15 protein-coding genes are annotated in these 17,426 nt (G+C 42.1%); 6 read left to right on the top strand and 9 right to left on the bottom strand.

Annotation, left to right across the window (positions count from 1 at the left end; genetic code table 11):
• The 3 genes from POV27_RS19860 to recQ all read right to left on the bottom strand — a co-directional run bounded on the left by POV27_RS19860 (window position 1) and on the right by recQ (window position 5,136).
• On the bottom strand, window positions 1-1,620 hold the full coding sequence (locus POV27_RS19860) for a glutamate synthase-related protein (RefSeq protein ID WP_272864546.1): 1,620 nt from the start codon (window positions 1,618-1,620) through the stop codon (window positions 1-3).
• A 152-nt stretch (window positions 1,621-1,772) separates the two neighbouring features.
• Entirely contained in the window at window positions 1,773-2,846 is a 1,074-nt protein-coding gene (locus tag POV27_RS19855; RefSeq protein ID WP_272864545.1) for a transporter substrate-binding domain-containing protein, read from the bottom strand.
• A gap of 94 nt (window positions 2,847-2,940) precedes the next feature.
• Complete coding sequence (gene recQ, locus POV27_RS19850; protein WP_272864544.1) at window positions 2,941-5,136, bottom strand: DNA helicase RecQ; 2,196 nt, start codon at window positions 5,134-5,136, stop codon at window positions 2,941-2,943.
• A gap of 190 nt (window positions 5,137-5,326) precedes the next feature.
• Here recQ and POV27_RS19845 point away from each other — a divergent pair, with 190 nt between their 5' ends.
• The 4 genes from POV27_RS19845 to lptB are packed head-to-tail and all read left to right on the top strand — an operon-like array spanning window position 5,327 to window position 8,264.
• Window positions 5,327-6,292, top strand: a complete 966-nt coding sequence (locus tag POV27_RS19845; protein ID WP_272864543.1) for a KpsF/GutQ family sugar-phosphate isomerase — start codon at window positions 5,327-5,329, stop codon at window positions 6,290-6,292.
• On the top strand, window positions 6,292-7,122 hold the full coding sequence (gene tatC, locus POV27_RS19840) for a twin-arginine translocase subunit TatC (protein WP_272864542.1): 831 nt from the start codon (window positions 6,292-6,294) through the stop codon (window positions 7,120-7,122). Before POV27_RS19845 ends, tatC begins: the two co-directional genes overlap by 1 nt.
• Window positions 7,123-7,127: 5 nt before the next feature.
• Window positions 7,128-7,475: a carboxymuconolactone decarboxylase family protein gene (locus POV27_RS19835; protein ID WP_272864541.1), complete on the top strand. Its 348-nt coding sequence runs from the start codon at window positions 7,128-7,130 to the stop codon at window positions 7,473-7,475.
• A 48-nt stretch (window positions 7,476-7,523) separates the two neighbouring features.
• The gene (gene lptB / locus POV27_RS19830) at window positions 7,524-8,264 is read left to right on the top strand and encodes an LPS export ABC transporter ATP-binding protein (protein ID WP_272864540.1); all 741 of its coding nucleotides are present in this window, start codon (window positions 7,524-7,526) and stop codon (window positions 8,262-8,264) included.
• 9 nt (window positions 8,265-8,273) lie between these two features.
• Here lptB and POV27_RS19825 read toward each other — a convergent pair whose 3' ends face one another.
• Window positions 8,274-9,023 carry a CDP-alcohol phosphatidyltransferase family protein gene (locus POV27_RS19825; RefSeq protein ID WP_272864539.1) on the bottom strand — a complete coding sequence of 250 codons (750 nt, stop codon included), beginning with the start codon at window positions 9,021-9,023 and terminating at the stop codon, window positions 8,274-8,276.
• Window positions 9,024-9,153: 130 nt separating this feature from the next.
• On the opposite strand from POV27_RS19825, the gene POV27_RS19820 reads away from it, so the two are divergent.
• A complete protein-coding gene (locus POV27_RS19820; RefSeq protein ID WP_272864538.1) occupies window positions 9,154-10,224 on the top strand; it encodes a putative type IX sorting system protein PorV2 in 1,071 nt (356 codons plus the stop codon).
• Between the two features lie 73 nt (window positions 10,225-10,297).
• On the top strand, window positions 10,298-11,479 hold the full coding sequence (locus POV27_RS19815; protein ID WP_272864537.1) for a lipoprotein N-acyltransferase Lnb domain-containing protein: 1,182 nt from the start codon (window positions 10,298-10,300) through the stop codon (window positions 11,477-11,479).
• A 2-nt stretch (window positions 11,480-11,481) separates the two neighbouring features.
• On the opposite strand, the gene POV27_RS19810 is transcribed toward POV27_RS19815, so the two are convergent.
• Genes POV27_RS19810 through POV27_RS19790 form a run of 5 tightly spaced genes read right to left on the bottom strand, consistent with a single transcriptional unit; the run spans window position 11,482 to window position 17,415 of the window.
• On the bottom strand, window positions 11,482-12,876 hold the full coding sequence (locus POV27_RS19810; protein ID WP_272864536.1) for a sugar transferase: 1,395 nt from the start codon (window positions 12,874-12,876) through the stop codon (window positions 11,482-11,484).
• Between the two features lie 36 nt (window positions 12,877-12,912).
• A complete protein-coding gene (locus POV27_RS19805) occupies window positions 12,913-13,932 on the bottom strand; it encodes a glycosyltransferase family 4 protein (protein ID WP_272864535.1) in 1,020 nt (339 codons plus the stop codon).
• A complete protein-coding gene (locus POV27_RS19800) occupies window positions 13,886-15,250 on the bottom strand; it encodes an O-antigen ligase family protein (RefSeq protein WP_272864534.1) in 1,365 nt (454 codons plus the stop codon). Before POV27_RS19800 ends, POV27_RS19805 begins: the two co-directional genes overlap by 47 nt.
• A 3-nt stretch (window positions 15,251-15,253) precedes the next feature.
• Complete coding sequence (locus tag POV27_RS19795; protein ID WP_272864533.1) at window positions 15,254-16,303, bottom strand: glycosyltransferase; 1,050 nt, start codon at window positions 16,301-16,303, stop codon at window positions 15,254-15,256.
• Window positions 16,300-17,415 (bottom strand): glycosyltransferase family 4 protein, encoded by a 1,116-nt coding sequence (locus POV27_RS19790; protein ID WP_272864532.1) that lies wholly within the window; start codon window positions 17,413-17,415, stop codon window positions 16,300-16,302. The genes POV27_RS19795 and POV27_RS19790 overlap by 4 nt, the downstream gene beginning before the upstream one ends.
• Window positions 17,416-17,426: the final 11 nt, after the last annotated feature.

The following is a 17,426-nucleotide window of genomic DNA, read 5'->3' as shown; positions in this document are numbered from 1 at the left end:
TCAGTCTGTGATTATCCCAGCGTATTTTATACCGGTAAGTTTATATATATCTTGATTGAAAGTGGAAAGATCCCCTTTGTTGAATTTTGAAATATCATCGTAACCACAGGCCCTTGCAATCACCCTAATAAGATCATTGGTAGCCGTAAAATAATTGTACAACTGCTTGGCCGATGAATCCACAATAAGTCTACTTCGCAACGATTCTTTTTGGGTAGCAATCCCTACGGGACAATTGTTGGTGCCACAAGCACGCATTCCCAAACAACCAATAGCCTGGATTGCCGAATTGGAAACAGCAATGGCATCGGCACCCAACATCATCGCCTTGGCAAAGTCTTCTGCAATTCGCAATCCACCCGTAATGACCAATGTAATGTCGGTAGCGCCTACTTCATCCAAATATTTTCTAGCCCTGGCCAAAGCAGGAATGGTAGGTACATTGATATTATCCCTAAGAATGGTAGGGGCAGAACCCGTTCCTCCTCCCCGTCCGTCGAGGATGATATAATCTACGCCTACATCTAAGGCAAATTGAATGTCTTCTTCTATATGGCTTGCAGCGATCTTAAAACCAATAGGAATGCCTCCAGTGCGTTCTCGTACTTCTTCAGCAAATTTTCTGAAATCTTCTACGCCATGAAAGTCTGGAAAGGTCGCAGGTGAAATAGCACTTTCTCCTTCATTCAAGCCACGTACCTCAGCTATTTCTTTGCTCACCTTATTCCCCGGCAAATGCCCTCCAGTTCCTGTCTTTGCTCCCTGACCTCCTTTAAAATGGAAAGCTTGTACGTTTTCCAACTTGTCCCAAGAGAAACCAAACTGTGCCGAGGCCAATTCATAAAAATACCTGGAATTGTTCGCTTGTTCCTGTGGTAGCATTCCTCCTTCTCCCGAACAAATCCCCGTACCCGCCATTTCCGCTCCTTTAGATAGTGCTATTTTGGCTTCACGGGACAAAGCCCCAAAACTCATATCACTTACGAAAAGGGGAATATCCAATTCCAACGGCTTTTTGGCCAATGGACCAATAATCACTTTGGTAGCCACTGCTTCATGATCCAATAAAGGCCTTCGAGATAATTGAGCTGGTAAAAATTGAATATCGTTCCATTTCGGCAAGGTGTTCCTATCGACTCCCATGGAAGCCGAAAACCCATGATGGCCAATTTTGGAAAGACCATTCTTCGCCAACTCTTTTATATAACCTGTATAGGGTTCTGTATCTTCGGGATGGGTATCGGCATAAGCCCCCAAATATTCATCGCGATTAAAGGGTTGTGGGTGTTCTTTTTCGAAAGCCTTGATATCGTTTTGATCTACCAATAACGAATCGCCATCTGTATATTCCTGAAACTTATGCAGGGCTTCTTCATTATTATATTCACTTACTCCTGTATCGTAACGATAATCCCAATGATGGACACCGCAAATCAGGTTGTGGCCATCAACATAACCATCGGATAGCAAAGCACCGCGATGCAGGCAACGTCCGTACAGTACGGAAACGCTATCACCATATTTTATGATGACTAAATCGGTATTACTAACAAGGGCGTGGGCAGGTTCTTTTTCTTGGAGTTGGGAGATCTTGGCAATTTCTACAAGGTCTTTGGACATAATTGGGTGGTTTAGTGGTTTCTTCTCAGAATTAATAACTTGGACGTATAAGTTAGTCATTATTTACAGACGATGAACATGAACTACGTTATGTAACCTCAAGCGCATTTCATTTCAGGTTTGTAATTGAAAAGGTATTTTTTTACTTTGAATTATATCTCGGAAAGACCAAATTCGTTTAGCACAATTTCCCATTCAGCCGTCTCCATAATTTCGAGGATTTTTTGAGAAATAATCTTCTCTACTTCTTCTTTGTCTTGGGAAAAAGCAAAGGCATAAAACTGAACATCGAATTTAATGGGCAACAATTCGATCTTTTTGAATTCGGGATCGGTATGAATGCGGTATTTCATAATGGGTTCATCGTAGATGAAGGCTTTAATCTCACCATCCTTTAAGGCGCGAAGGCCTGGAACCAATCCATTGTAGGTGCTCACGTCTTTGAAAAAATTCTCTTTCAAAAAGTTATATGCACCCGAATTGCCAATGGTACCTACTTTGGCATCCTTAAACTCGTGAAATCCATCGGGATTATTGCTCAGTTCGTTTACCGTGAGACTGGAAGCAATACTCGCTGTTAACCCAGAAATAAAAAGCAAACCACCAAACATAAGCAGTAAAGCGGTAGCCTTCCCCCGTTTCGATTTCGGAGCTTTGTCTCCGTATCCTACGGTAGTTAACGTAACGGCAGACCACCAAACACCATCCCAAATTCCTCTGGGTCCATGCCGAAAATGATCAGGGTTTTTCTTGCGTTCGAACAGCCACGCCAAAGTCCCGAAGAGGAAAATGATAAAAAGCAATATGAACAGTCCACGAAGGAAGTTCACGTTAAAAAATGCGCCTAGAAAATCCAAAAACTTCCGAAGGGAGGTTTTCCGCGCCACGGCTATTGTCGAATTACTTGCGAAAAAAGAATGCGTAAAATCCATCCCCCTACTTCGTTCACTGGTGATGGTTAAGGGATTGATACAAACATCCACCTCTCCTTTCTCCAAAGCGACGAGCATTTCAGAAAAATTCATGGGAACCATTTCGTAGGATAGGTTCAAATCTTCGGCCACTTGCTCCCATAACCAGATGTTGACCCCTTCGAGGTTTCCTTTATTCGGAATGATAAACGGAGGTGCTTGGGTATACGCTACTTTCAGGGTATCCGTATAGGTTTGTGAAACTATCGGAAGTGAAAAAAGGATCAAAAAAAGGAATAGGAAAAGGTATCTCATAGTACCGGTTGAGCAGTTGGATATAGTGTTAACGCGACTTTGATGAAAGTTACAAAAGAATTTTGGAATTCCTTTCTGGCTGTTGAAATACCAATTAATTGGCTACCTGACTAATGAATTTAATGCGATACAGTCGTAGTTCTTCATCATCGTAATCACCATCGAACTCTTCCATGGCCTCATCAATTCGATCGGTTTCGGCCTCCAAGAAATACTCATGGATTTCTTCCTGCTGATCTTCATCCAACACTTCATCAATCCAATAATCGATGTTCAGTTTGGTACCACTGTAGACAATGGCTTCCATCTCCTTGATGAATTCGGGCATCTCCAGTCCTTTGGCATCGGCGATATCGCTCAGTGGCAACTTACGATCCACACTTTGAATGATGTATAATTTCAAAGCACTATTGGTACCAGTGGATTTCACCACGAAATCGTCTGGACGGGTAATATCATGCTCTTCAACGTACTGCTTAATCAGTGCGACGAAAGAGGTGCCGTATTTTTTTGCCTTCCCTTCACCCACACCATGAACATTGGAAAGTTCTTCCAAACTGATGGGATATTTTAAGGACATATCCTCTAACGAAGGATCTTGAAAAATTACGAAGGGTGGCAAACTGAGCTTGTCGGCCACTTTTTTCCGTTCAGCTTTCAAAAGAGCAAAGAGATTCTGATCTGCCGCATTGGCACTACCTTTCTGATTCACCACGATCGTATCGTCATTGGCTTCCTTATAGCTGTGGTCTTCGGTCATCATGAAGGAAGAAGGGGCATTCAGAAAATTCAACCCACCTTCTGTAAGCTTAATGACCCCGTACGTTTCAATATCCTTTCTAAGATATCCAGCCACCAGCAATTGACGCAGCAATGCCATCCAATAGGTTGGTTCCTGACTGCTTCCCACACCGAAAAAAGGTTGGGTATCTGTCCTATGGGATTTTATCAAGGCATTTACATTCCCTACCAAAACATTCACTACCTCCTTTGATTTGTATTGCTGATTGGTATCCTTAATTACTTTTAATATAGTGACGGCCTCGTCCGTGGCTTCGTATTTCTTCTTTGGGTGACGCATATTGTCGTCCATATCCCCTCCTTCGCCGGTTTCATTATCGAATTCTTCACCAAAATAGTGAAGGATAAACTTTCTTCGTGAAATGGAAGTTTCGGCAAAAGCCACAACTTCCTGTAAAAGCGCATGGCCAATTTCTTGTTCGGCCACAGGCTTACCACTCATGAATTTCTCCAGCTTTTCAATGTCCTTATAACTGTAGAAAGCCAGACAATGTCCTTCACCACCATCGCGCCCAGCTCGACCGGTTTCCTGATAGTAGCTTTCAATACTTTTCGGAATATCATTATGCACCACAAAACGTACATCGGGTTTGTCTATTCCCATTCCAAAGGCAATGGTTGCTACCACCACATCGGCGTCTTCCATTAGGAACATATCCTGATGCTTTACCCGTGTTTTGGCATCCAATCCCGCATGGTAGGGAACGGCCTTTACACCATTCACCTGTAGCGTCTGGGCTAACTCCTCAACCCGTTTTCTACTTAGGCAATAGATAATCCCACTTTTGCCTTCGTTCTGCTTTACAAAACGAGTAATATCCGTATCTACATTCTTGGTTTTGGGTCGTATTTCGTAATATAAATTCGGCCTATTAAAAGAAGCCTTAAAGGTATTGGCGTCCTGAATTCCCAAATTCTTCAGGATATCTTCCTGTACCTTAGGGGTAGCTGTAGCCGTGAGTCCAATGATAGGGATTTGATCACCAATACGTTGAATGATCTTGCGAAGGTTCCTGTATTCTGGTCTAAAATCATGGCCCCACTCACTAATACAGTGGGCTTCATCTATCGCAACAAAGGAAATGGTTACGGAATTCAGGAAATCTACGTTCTCTTCCTTTGTAAGTGACTCGGGTGCCACATAGAGCAATTTGGTTACTCCAGAAACAATATCGCTTTTTACCTTTTTAACTTCGGTTTTATTCAAAGAGGAATTCAGTACATGGGCGATACCTTCTTCTGAAGAAAGCGAACGCAGGGCATCCACTTGGTTCTTCATCAATGCAATAAGAGGGGAAACGACAATGGCCGTTCCTTCTTTCATTAAAGCGGGTAACTGATAACAAAGGGATTTACCTCCGCCCGTAGGCATGATCACGAAGGTATTCTTATCGCTCAGGATGCTTCTTATAACGTCCTCCTGAAGGCCTTTAAATTGCGTAAACCCAAAGTACTTTTTGAGGGATGCGTATAAGTCTAATTCGTTCACGCTATACTCGTTTATTTCAATAATTCTGGTCAAAATTAAAATTGTGTGAACTAGGGAACAATTGTAATTTTGCAACCTATTTGGTTAAGTTGTATCTAATTGTTGTGCTTGGGGGCAAGCAGATTTCTGCTTTGCGTAACTAAATATAATAAAAAGTTGTACAGCTACAAAATAAAGAAAAGGTAACATTTTGAACTACGAGGATAAAATAATCTCTGTCGCTAAGAAGACGATCGAAACTGAAGGAAACGCTATTTTAAATCTTTCTAACTTGATCTCTTCGGAGTTCGCAGAGGCAACGCAATACATATTTCAATCCAAAGGAAGGGTTATAGTAACAGGAATTGGTAAAAGCGCCAACATAGCCACTAAAATTGTGGCCACGCTCAATTCAACGGGTACGCCTTCCATCTTCATGCACGCGGCCGACGCCATTCATGGGGATTTGGGAATTATTCAGGAAAACGATACAGTCATCTGTATTTCGAAAAGTGGAAACACACCCGAAATCAAGGTATTGGTCCCGCTCATTAAAGGAAGTGGTAATAAGCTTATCGGCATTACTTCTCATAAGGATTCTTTCCTTGGGCAACAGAGCGACTATGTGCTTCATGCCTATGTGGAAAAGGAAGCCTGTCCCAATAACTTGGCACCTACCACCAGTACTACAGCACAGTTGGTTATGGGTGACGCCTTGGCGATGTCATTATTGGAACTAAGAGGGTTCTCCAGTAGGGATTTTGCCAAATTTCATCCTGGAGGCTCCTTGGGCAAAAAGCTATACCTTCGCGTGAGTGATCTTACTTCTCTTAACGAAAAACCCCAAGTAACTCCCGACATGGGCATTAAAAGGGTTATCATGGAGATTTCTGAAAAACTATTAGGGGTGACCGCAGTAGTCGAAAATGACGAAATCGTAGGAATCATAACCGATGGTGATTTGCGTAGGATGTTGACCAAAGTGGATAATATTGCTGGGCTTACGGCTAAGGATATCATGACGCAAAACCCAAAGAAAGTGGATAACGATGCCATGGCCATAGAAGCTATGGAACTTATGGACAAACATGGAATCACCCAGATTTTAGCCGAAAAGAATGGTAAATATGCTGGAGTGGTTCACATTCATAATTTAAGCAAGGAAGGTATTATTTAATGACAGCAAAAAACGCGAATGCCGAAAAGGAAATGTCTTTCCTCGATCACCTAGAGGAACTACGTTGGCATCTTATTCGATCTACCGGGGCAGTTGTTTTAGTGGCTACATTGGCTTTCGTCTTTAAGGGCATTATATTCGATGGTATCATTTTCTGGCCCAAGGACGCTGCCTTCCCCACCTACAAACTATTATGCAAATCGGCCCAAGCCATAGGGTTGGATAGTTTTTGTTTTACAGAATTACCTTTCGTGATACAAAGTAGAACCATGGCCGGGCAATTCTCGGCGCATATCTGGACCTCTATTACCGCAGGATTTATCGTTGCCTTTCCTTACGTACTGTATGAATTCTGGAAATTTGTTAGCCCTGGATTGCATGTCAACGAACGGAAATCGGCGCGAGGTTTTATTTTCATTGCCTCCCTACTTTTCTTTATTGGGGTATTGTTCGGATACTTTATTGTTACTCCGCTCTCGATTAACTTTTTAGGGAGTTATCAAGTAAGTGCGGAAGTACTGAACGAATTCGATATAAGTAGTTTTATAGGATTGGTAAGAGCCTGTGCGCTTTCCAGTGGGATCATTTTCGAACTCCCAATTATCATATACATTTTAACCAAAATAGGACTGGTAACCCCGGAGTTCCTAAGAAAGTATAGAAAGTTCGCCTTAGTGATTGTCTTGATCCTATCAGCCATCATTACCCCTCCTGATATTGCAAGTCAGGTAATTGTGGCCATCCCCGTGATCATTCTGTATGAAATAAGTATTTACATTTCGAAAGCCGTAGTGAAGCGGCAAAATCGGAAACTCGCTTCCAAAGCTTAACAACTATGGGAAACATTGTAGAAGAATTTAACGCCTATCGTTCTAAAATGAACGAAAAATTGCTGGAGGATAACAACAAAATCCTAAAGCGAATTTTTAATCTAGATACCAATGCCTTTACCGAAGGAGCTCTGGACAAGAAAACCAAAGAGTTATTGGGATTGGGCAATTCCTTGGTATTGCGATGCGATGATTGTGTACGCTATCATTTGGAAGAATGTCATAAATTGGGCCTAAGTAAAGAGGAAGTGGTAGAAGGCATGAGCATCTCATTGCTCATTGGTGGTACCATTGTGATCCCCCATTTACGAAGGGCTTACGAATATTGGGAAGCATTGGAAAACCAAGTTTAGCGAATTCTTAAGAAAAGAATCCATCATTTGTTGTAGTATTGCCATAACATGAAATTAAGAGCCGATAATCTTATAAAATCCTACAAGGGCCGAAAAGTGGTAAAGGGTATTTCTGTGGAAGTAAACCGCGGGGAAATCGTGGGACTACTTGGACCCAATGGGGCTGGAAAAACCACCTCATTTTATATGATCGTAGGGCTTATTAAACCGAATGGTGGACGCATCTTCTTGGACGAAACCGAAATTACCTCCTTCCCTATGTACAAAAGGGCTCAGAACGGAATTGGCTATCTGGCACAGGAAGCATCGGTGTTCCGGAAATTGAGCATTGAAGACAATATTTTAAGTGTTTTGCAGCTTACCGACCTTTCCAAAAAGGAGCAACATATGAAAATGGAATCCTTGATCGAGGAATTCGGTTTGGGACACATCCGAAAGAACCGTGGGGATTTATTGAGTGGTGGGGAGCGTCGTCGTACTGAAATTGCACGCGCCTTGGCTACCGATCCTAATTTCATTCTATTGGATGAGCCTTTTGCTGGGGTAGATCCGGTAGCAGTGGAGGACATTCAGCGTATTGTAGCGCAGTTAAAAAACAAAAACATCGGTATCCTTATTACCGATCACAACGTACAGGAAACCCTTGCCATTACCGATAGAACCTATCTCATGTTTGAAGGAAGTATTTTGAAACATGGAGAACCCGAAGAATTGGCTAACGACGAGATGGTGCGTAAGGTATACCTAGGGCAAAACTTCGAACTTAGAAAGAAGAAGTTGGAGTTTTAATTTTGAACTTTACTGCGTTACCAGATTTTCTTTCCATAAAAAAGACATCACTATATAGATGAGAATCACCATAGGAATGGCGAGGAATTGAAACACTATCAATAAAATTAAGGAAATCAACAGAAAAATGTAACGCTTGGCGTTCGATTTAAAGTCCCAATTCTTGAATTTCAATCCAAAAAGTCGAATTTCAGCATTCAATAGAATACTGCTCAAAACGGTCAAACCCACAAGCACCCACTTATTGAGAATCAGATCCTTTAAAGCATCCGAATACTGAAAATGAAGTATGAGCGGTAAACTTAGGATGAGCAATGTATTGGCGGGCGTGGGTAGACCAATAAAACCCAGAGTCTGTCGCGTATCCACATTAAACTTTGCCAGTCGGTATGCAGATGCTACTGTGATTAGAAGTCCTACCAAAGGAATGTAAGACCCGGCATTATTCCAAGCATTGTCGGCAAAGATTTCGGTGATCACAAAATAATCACCGCTTACCGCCTTGCTTATCATCTGTACCATAATCACTCCTGGCACCAATCCGCTGGTAACCATATCGGCCAAAGAATCCAGCTCCAGACCTACGGCACTTTCGGCTTTCAATAACCGGGCCGCCAGTCCGTCGAAAAAGTCGAAAAAGATCCCCGCAAAAGCAAAAAAGGCAGCACTTACCAAGTCCCCAGAAAGGGCAAACATAACGGCAACAGAGCCAGAAAGTAGATTTAATGAGGTAATGACATTAGGGATTTGCTTCAGCATGAATTTTTTCGATTGGTTTTTGTAAAAATAGCAAAGTATTTCCGTCTACATCTTTGTGGACACAATATGTATTTAAAAATATAGTTTACTATTGTGGAAAATAGTGAGATATTTGTTCAAAATTAATTGCTTGAAAAAGACGACTCTTATCATTTTTTTGCTGGTATCTTCTACCCTGCTGGCCCAGACCACGCGGAAATACTCCAATGAATTCATGAATATTGGGGTTGATGCCGCTTCCTTTGGGATGGCCAATGCCGTTGTGGCTTCTACGGGAGATGTAAATTCGGGGTATTGGAACCCAGCTGGATTACTAAAGCTGGAGGACAAGCAATTGTCCCTCATGCACGCTTCCTATTTCGCAAACATAGCCAATTATGACTATGCGGCCTTTGCGATGCCGTTGGATGATAAAAGTGCCGTAGGATTGTCCATTATCCGATTTGGGGTAGATGACATCCTAAATACCACACAACTTATCGACGATCAAGGGAATATTGACTTTAACCGTATCAGCCTTTTCTCCACGGCCGATTATGGCGTCACCTTTTCCTATGCCCGCCACCTACCCTTAGATGGCTTAAAACTAGGGGTTAATGCCAAAGTGATTCGCAGGATTATAGGTGACTTCGCTTCATCTTGGGGATTTGGATTGGATGCCGCGATACAATTTGAAAGCAAGAAGAAATGGATGTTCGGACTTATGGTGCGGGACATCACTACCACTTTTAATGCGTGGAGCATAGATGAAGACGAGTTTGCAACCATTCAGGGAGCGGTAGAAGGACAAAATCAAGAGCTTCCGGAAACTACCGAGATTACCATTCCCAAAGTTCAATTTGGAATGGCCAAGGAGTTCGACCTTCATTCCGATTTTTCACTTATGGCAGAAGCCGACCTTAACTTCCGCTTTGCCGAGACAAATGATATCATATCTTCCTCTTTCACCAGTATCACTCCTGCCCTAGGTATTGAAGCGGGTTATGTCGATTTGGTGTATGTAAGAGCTGGAGTTGGTAACTTCCAAAACATTACCCAATTGGATGGTAGTGATTCGATTGGATTTCAACCTAATATTGGTGTTGGTTTCGAATACAAAGGCATTAAAGTGGATTATGCTTTGACCGATATTGGGGACCAAAGTGCAGCCTTATATTCTAACGTTTTTTCCCTTACACTGGACTGGTCTTTATTCCGATAAGATTTATTTTACTTGCAAAAGTTGTGAGTATTGGTTTTAATTCTGAAATTTAACAACACCAATTTTTGCGTCCGTGAAACGACTTTTTCCCATCCTCTTCGTATTGGCCCTATTTTGGCCTACTGCTGTAAAATGTCAACTTCCCGAACTATCTGAAAATGCTGAAATAAGCATCATTACCATTGGTCCGGGTAAAAACCTGTATGACAAGTTTGGACATACAGCCATTCGCGTAAAAGACAGCCTTTTCGATATCGCTTTTAACTATGGGGTGTATGATTTTAGTACGCCTAATTTCTACACCAAATTTGCCCGAGGAAAGCTGTTGTACATATTGGATGTACGACGTTTCGATCAGTTCGTAAACGTGTACAAGCGACAAAACCGATGGGTAAAGGAACAGGTCTTGGATCTTTCGTTTTCGGAAAAACAGGAATTCTATGACTTCTTGGAGAATAATGCCAAGGTAGAAAACAGGGCCTATTTATACGATTTCCTTTTCGATAATTGTGCTACCAAACCAAGGGATGTGTTAAGTAGTGTTCTAGGAGATGCCTATGAATTTGATGAATCCTTTGTCAAAAATCCCGCTACCTTCCGAGAGCTCATTCAACAGAATGTACATTACAATACTTGGGGGAGTTTGGGGATGGACGTTGCCATTGGAGCGGTGACCGACAGGACTGCTTCTCCCTGGGAACACCAATTCTTGCCCAATTATGTGTACGAAGCTGCCGCAAAGGCGCGTTTGAACCGGAATGGCAATTCGGTTCCTTTGGTGAACGAAAGTCGCACCCTATTTGAGAATGACCCCGCTAAGGAAGAAGTAGCCTTCTTTAGCAGTCCTTTATTTGTTTTTGGGGTATTGGCCCTTTTAATTCTTTGGGTCACATTCCGTGATTATAGAAGTGCGTCACGTAGTCGTTTTCTAGATTCCGGAATTTTTGCCATCTCCGGCCTTATAGGCATCATCCTTTTGCTCCTATGGTTCGGTACAGACCATTCTACTACAGCCAACAACTACAATCTTTTGTGGGCCTTCGCCCCTTCTATACTGTTTGCATTTGCCATTGGTAAAAAACAACCCAAAAAGTGGCTATACCGCTATATGGTGCTGCTTATCCTTATGTTGCTATTGTTAGCCCTTCATTCTGTAACTGGAGTACAACGATTTGCTATTGGATTTGTTCCGCTCTTTATCGCTTTGGGAGTTCGATACCTCTATGTGGCCTCTTATCTTAAAAAATTAAGCTAGACCTATTGCCCCCTGTAGAAGATAATGGTACTCAGGGTTTTTATCACGATGCTGATGTCCAGAAATAAGCTTCGTTTTTTGATGTAATATAAATCGTACTGTAGCTTTTCCAAAGCATCGGCCTCAGAGGCTCCATAATCGGCATTTACCTGTGCCCAGCCTGTTACCCCAGGCTTAACGATATGCCGAATTTCATAAAAAGGTATTTTTTCTGAAAGCTCTTTCACGAAGACAGGACGCTCCGGTCGTGGACCTATCACACTCATATCCCCTTTTATTACATTAATAAACTGTGGAATTTCATCGAATCGGGTTTTTCGAAGGAATTTTCCAAACTTGGTAATCCGCCAGTCTTTCTTCTGTGCAAATTGTGCTCCGTGCTTTTCAGCATCAGGGATCATACTACGCAACTTGTAAATTCTGAAATGCTTCCCGTTTCTTCCCACTCGAATTTGCGTATAGAACATAGGACCCCGATTCCAGAAAAGATTTCCAATAATAACAATAGGGCTTATGAGCAAACCGAAAGTTAGTCCCAAGACGGAAAAAAACAAATCCAAAATACGATGGAAAAAGAGGTATAATTTATTCTGATTACTTCGGCTAAATGGGAAATATCGATAAAAATCCTTCTCAACATGCTGCACCGGAACCCGATGCGTAATCTCCTCATACACCTGCGTATATTCCCGAATGGACACCCCATTCTCGAGAAGGTCGATAAGCTGATTGTACAAATGCAATGTAATTCCCTTGTCTTGGGAAGTAGCCACTACGATCTCCGATATTTGATGCTCTGTAACCGTTTCGGAAACATTGGTAAGATTGAATTCCTCCAGCGCTCGATCTTCTTCTGGTTCATATTCGGTTTTATCGGTATTTATAAATCCAATCACCCGATAATTGGGGTCGTTTTTCTGAAGGGTAGAGATCACGGAATTTACGTTAGATCCTCCCGTAACCAATAATACACGCTTAAAGAATCTTGGAGCCGAGATCAAAACGATATAGGCATACCGCCATATAAACAAGGATAGATTAATAGATATATAGAAATATACGATCTGTAAACGATTCTCTGGAAGCTCTGGGGTAAAGAAAGGCGTAAGTAAATAAAAGAGTACGGTAACTGAAGCTGTAAGGATAATATTCTGTATCACAACTTCGAACTTACTCGCCTTTTGAAGGTTGTATAATTCGAAAATCGTCGCAAAAACGGTAAGGTACAAGCCTAGAACAATGGACCAAACCCAATGCTGTGAATTGATAAGGAAATAATCGAAGTCGAATAGGATCCCAACTAGATACAATGCTCCTAAAACACACGCGATATCGAATATGCGTAATAGTACTTTTCGTTCCGAAATATCAAAATGTATATTTGATTTTTGGGACATTAGGGTCGGTTTAAGTGGTTAAAAGTAGCTATTTATTTACTCCTTTAAAAGTTCTCCCCACGCTAGTTTCACTTTTTCCCAATCAAAACTTTCGGCTTTGCTTCTCGCTTGCTGCGCTAATTCCTGAGCTTGAGTGGGATTCTCCAATACTTCCATCACACCTTGGGCCAAGCGATTTAAATCATTGGGTGGAACCAGTTTTCCATCCTTTCCATCTACTATGAGATAGGGCATACCGCCTACATTTGTGGAAACAATGGGTAAGCCCAACGCCATTGCTTCAATAACACTTACAGGGGTATTGTCGAAGTTCGTAGTGTTAATGAAGAGATCGTATTCCTGAGAAAGTACTCGCCACTCCCTTTTCGTCAATTTTCCTGTAAACCTAACGGGTAGTTTCTTGCTTTCCGCATACGATTTGCACTTTTCTAAACTACCATCTTTATCCGGTCCCACCATACATAGTTCAATCTCAGGAATGGATGCCATAAGTCGCTCTATCAGTTCGACCGCGAGCATGGGATTGTATATTTCGGCAAAGGAACGCACCCATAATAACTTGGGCCGAAAGTGGGCTCGATCTTTAAAGGGATATTCCGAAATGGAAATGGTATTCGGAATATAGGTAAGGTTGGTATATCCTTCCTTAGAAAACTCATACTCCAAATATTGAGAGGGCGCTACGTTTGTCTTGGCACCATGAAATAACGTTTGGGATAAGGACTTGTTCTTTTTCAATCGATGGGGCAAATTACCGCCATGAAGGATGGGGATGTAGTGAATTTTATACCATCGACATAGATAACCCACAGCTACGGCGTAATAAAAATTTTGCGTGCTGTAGGTGTCGATCAATACGCTATCCACAGTTCTTCTGTGCCTAAAGACCGTTACAAGCATATCCAAAATCCTCAATACCTTATTCTTTTTGGAAGAGGTGGTCACGACCTCATATCCTTCTCCGCGCAGTTGTTGGGACAGGGTCTCTATGGTAGTGATGTTGGTTGTATCACCCCGTAAGTTGTTGCCTACGTATAGTATTCTTCTTTTTTTCACTTATGATGGTTAAAAGAGCCAAGCCATAGATAAAGGCAGGAGCCACTAAACGCATGGACGAATGGTTGATCGTTAAGAACCAAAAGATAACAAAGGAATACAGGAACAAGTTCGATCTATCCCTAAATCGTCTCATTAAAGGTTTAAAAAGCAATATGGATAGTGCCAACAAGCCAAACATTCCATGTTCCGACAAAATACGGCTTACCTCATTGTGCGTGGCCGATTCCCTTCCCGTAGTTTCTAAACGGTATTCCTTGATCTTTCCAACTCCAATTCCCGTGAATGGATTCGAATAAAAGGCTTCCAACTCAGAATTAAGAAGGTCTATTCGTCCCGTAGTGAGATCTTGCTTCTCCCTTCCTGCGGCATCTTGATTCGCATAACGCTTATCGATTAGCCCTCTTGTGGATATAGAAGAATATCCCCACGCCAAAAGCAACGCGACTACGATGACACCAATCTTTGGAACCAAAACTACACGGGTACTACCCCGAGAATACCAATAGTAAATTGCCAAGAATGCAGCCGCACACAAGGCAGCTGTAAGTACTCCTCCCCTCGAAAAGGTAACAATGGCACGATAGCTCATTAAGCCCAATATACCTACATCTACAAGATTCAATAACAGATTCCTGTATTGCAGCAAGCGCGCAAATAAAATGAACATCCCCAATCCGAGAATGGTGGCTACCTGATTTGGCCCAAATCCTCCTGATGTTGCAAAATTGGATTGTGTCCCTGTAACCACATCCTGAACCGAAGGTGTATACAAATACAGATAAAGTGTGGTAGTAACTACCGGAAACAATACCGCTAACAGAATATGCTGCAATCGTTCCGTAGAGATTTTCCTATTGTAACAATACAATGCCGAAATACCCACACAAATGGGTCCCGTTAGATTTCCAGCCAAGGCTTTCACGATACTGGTGTCGTAGTTTAGATTGATGGCCGAAAACAATATTCCCGGTACGAGAAAGACGAGATAAATGACATAGGGCCATGAATTTCGGTTAAATCCGCGGTAGAACATTCCTATAACAAGAAAGCCCGTCACCGAATATTTGGAAAACTCATAGGAGATAGCCCCTCCTGTCATACGCGCAAATACTTCAATACCTGTCATGTATGCAGCTGCAATGAGTACCTCATCGTTGCGATTGTTCGTAGAGAGTATTTTAACCAGAAAATAGAGTACAATGGCAATCAAAAGGAATTTGGCCGCAAACCCAAAGAAATAGACCACAAAGGCAAATAGGGCATGCAACGCCAACAATTGGAGATAGGTAATCTTTTTAATTCCTTTTACTGCCATAGATTAATACATAGCTAACAACTTAGGAATGACTGCTTTTGTTGTGTAGTTTTCGGAAATATGCTGGCGAAATGATTCCGCTTTTGTTTTCCTCATATTTTCGTCCGAAATATACGCAATTAGGGCCGTTGCCAAGGTATCGGAATCATTAGTAAAAACCACTCGTCCATTTCCGTTCAGGACCTCAGCGCACTGCCCAACATTCGTAGTAATAACAGCCAGTCCGGCAGCTCCATACTCCAGAAGTGCCATGGGCAATCCTTCATGATCTGAAGAGAGCACTCCAATGGCCGCTGTAGACAATAAAGTAGCTACATCATCCCGTTGTCCTAATTTCTGAACTGCTGGATTGAGGTCATTTGCATCCAGATAATTGTTCAATTCTGTCGAATATTCATCTTCAAAATCCTTTCCCACCAATAGTAACTTCCAATCTGGAAATTGGACATGCACTTTTTTAAAAGCCTTTAGCAGGTTCATGTGATTCTTCGGTTCTTTCAAATTAGCCACACAAATCACCTGTTTTTCCCTTTCCGAAATAGGGCCCTGCACAACTTTTTCTGCCGGAACGAAATTTGGCAAGTAATGTACATTTTGTGTCTTTAGTGTTTTTAAACACCAATCCCGTAGGGGTTCGTTAACAGCCACGATGCTTTCAAAATAACGCGAACTATAGTACAACGGTTTATTTTGTTCACGAGTTGTGGTAACCCGATTCCCATAGTGCGTATGCCAGACCAATCGGAATTTGGGATACACCATTTTTAGTTGGGTAGCCAAAAAGAAAGAAGTCGAATGCGCATGGACTACATCGATTCCATTTCGCTTAATAAACGATCGAAGTCGCAGTACTGCGCTAGGGTCCACAGTGCGTTTTCGACTCAAAAAAAGATATCCTACATCTTCGTGGAGGGAACTTTTTAATAATCCCTCTTTACGGGTGGCACACAGATACGACTTGTCTATCTCTCTGGAAAGGGCATTCGCCAAGCTCACGGCAACTCTCTCGGCTCCGCCGGCTTCTAAAGAATCTATGAGCTGTAATACCTTCATTGAAGTAGTGATTTTATTTCCCCTTCAAACCGGTCTAAGGTGTACGCATGCGACCATTGTTGACCAGTTTCTGACATCTGCAACATACGATCGCTATCCCCTAAAAGTTCCCCAAGCTGTTTTACGTTCTCACTATGATCTGGCTCCAGTAAAACACCCCGTTCTCCAAACCCTAACATCCAAGGGACACAGGAAACTTGGCTTGCAATAGGAATACATCCCCAAAACATGGCTTCTGCTACCACTTTGGGCCATCCTTCGGACCGGGAAGGCAACACCATAAAATCGGATGTTTTATAGGCAATCTCCACTGTTTCAGATGTTTGATTTCCATGTAAGGTAACAATTTCATCCAATTGAAGCTTTTCTACTATGCTTCTTACGTTCTCCGCCTCCACACCATCACCGTAGAAATCCAATTGACATGGAATTCCTTTTTCGTGCAAGTCCTTGATCAATTGCACTGCGTATTCTGGTTGTTTTCCTGGGGAAAGCGTTCCCACAAACATAAACTTGAATGAGGATACAAAGTGTCTTTTCGTGCCTACTTCAATTTTAGATTCTCGATAAGTAGCTGTAAAAAAAGGAACAATGTTCTTGGTCTGGTTGGGCCATTCACCATATACCAACACCTTCATATTGCGCGTAAGGAAGGTATTGGAAAGTAATTTTTTCTGAAGCCGATAACTGAAAGGTTGTTTCGCATTGGGATCCCAATTTCCAGCATATTTGGCGGTTTTCGGTTTCCTTGGGAAGAGTATTTGCACAAAACATCCCATGAGTCCCAAAGTACCTGGACAACGCAAATGAATATGATCGGCCCTTCTCATAACCCGCCATAACTGAAACAGAATAACGGGAAGATTCAGTAAAGTCATGATTCCCTTTCCCAATGAAGTAAAAGCCATGGAAGGCACATGGAACACCCTTACATTAGTGTGATCATAAGGCAAGTGAATATTGTCTGGTGATCCCTTCGCTATAGGTGCAGCAATCTCCAGAGAGTCCGCATATTTGGCCCAAAGATTCATTTCCCGCACATAGGGTCCATACCCTGCATAGGTATCACCCTGCGGTATGTGCGGAACATGGGTTATAATGGCCAATTTCATATCCTAGAAGT

Origin of the sequence: Aureisphaera galaxeae (assembly GCF_028561275.1) — a bacterium.
GTDB classification, from domain to species: domain Bacteria; phylum Bacteroidota; class Bacteroidia; order Flavobacteriales; family Flavobacteriaceae; genus Aureisphaera; species Aureisphaera galaxeae.
The sequence above is the reverse complement of the archived record's forward strand: the minus strand, read 5'-3'. Positions and strand labels throughout refer to the sequence as shown.

Bases quoted from the DNA above. Each gene is read 5' to 3' on its own strand.
- POV27_RS19860 (WP_272864546.1), bottom strand. From the start codon at position 1,620: ATGTCCAAAGACCTTGTAGAAATTGCCAAGATCTCCCAACTCCAAGAA.
- POV27_RS19855 (WP_272864545.1), bottom strand. From the start codon at position 2,846: ATGAGATACCTTTTCCTATTCCTTTTTTTGATCCTTTTTTCACTTCCG.
- tatC (WP_272864542.1), top strand. From the start codon at position 6,292: ATGACAGCAAAAAACGCGAATGCCGAAAAGGAAATGTCTTTCCTCGAT.
- POV27_RS19835 (WP_272864541.1), top strand. From the start codon at position 7,128: ATGGGAAACATTGTAGAAGAATTTAACGCCTATCGTTCTAAAATGAAC.
- lptB (WP_272864540.1), top strand. From the start codon at position 7,524: ATGAAATTAAGAGCCGATAATCTTATAAAATCCTACAAGGGCCGAAAA.
- POV27_RS19825 (WP_272864539.1), bottom strand. From the start codon at position 9,023: ATGCTGAAGCAAATCCCTAATGTCATTACCTCATTAAATCTACTTTCT.
- POV27_RS19810 (WP_272864536.1), bottom strand. From the start codon at position 12,876: ATGTCCCAAAAATCAAATATACATTTTGATATTTCGGAACGAAAAGTA.
- POV27_RS19800 (WP_272864534.1), bottom strand. From the start codon at position 15,250: ATGGCAGTAAAAGGAATTAAAAAGATTACCTATCTCCAATTGTTGGCG.
- POV27_RS19795 (WP_272864533.1), bottom strand. From the start codon at position 16,303: ATGAAGGTATTACAGCTCATAGATTCTTTAGAAGCCGGCGGAGCCGAG.
- POV27_RS19790 (WP_272864532.1), bottom strand. From the start codon at position 17,415: ATGAAATTGGCCATTATAACCCATGTTCCGCACATACCGCAGGGTGAT.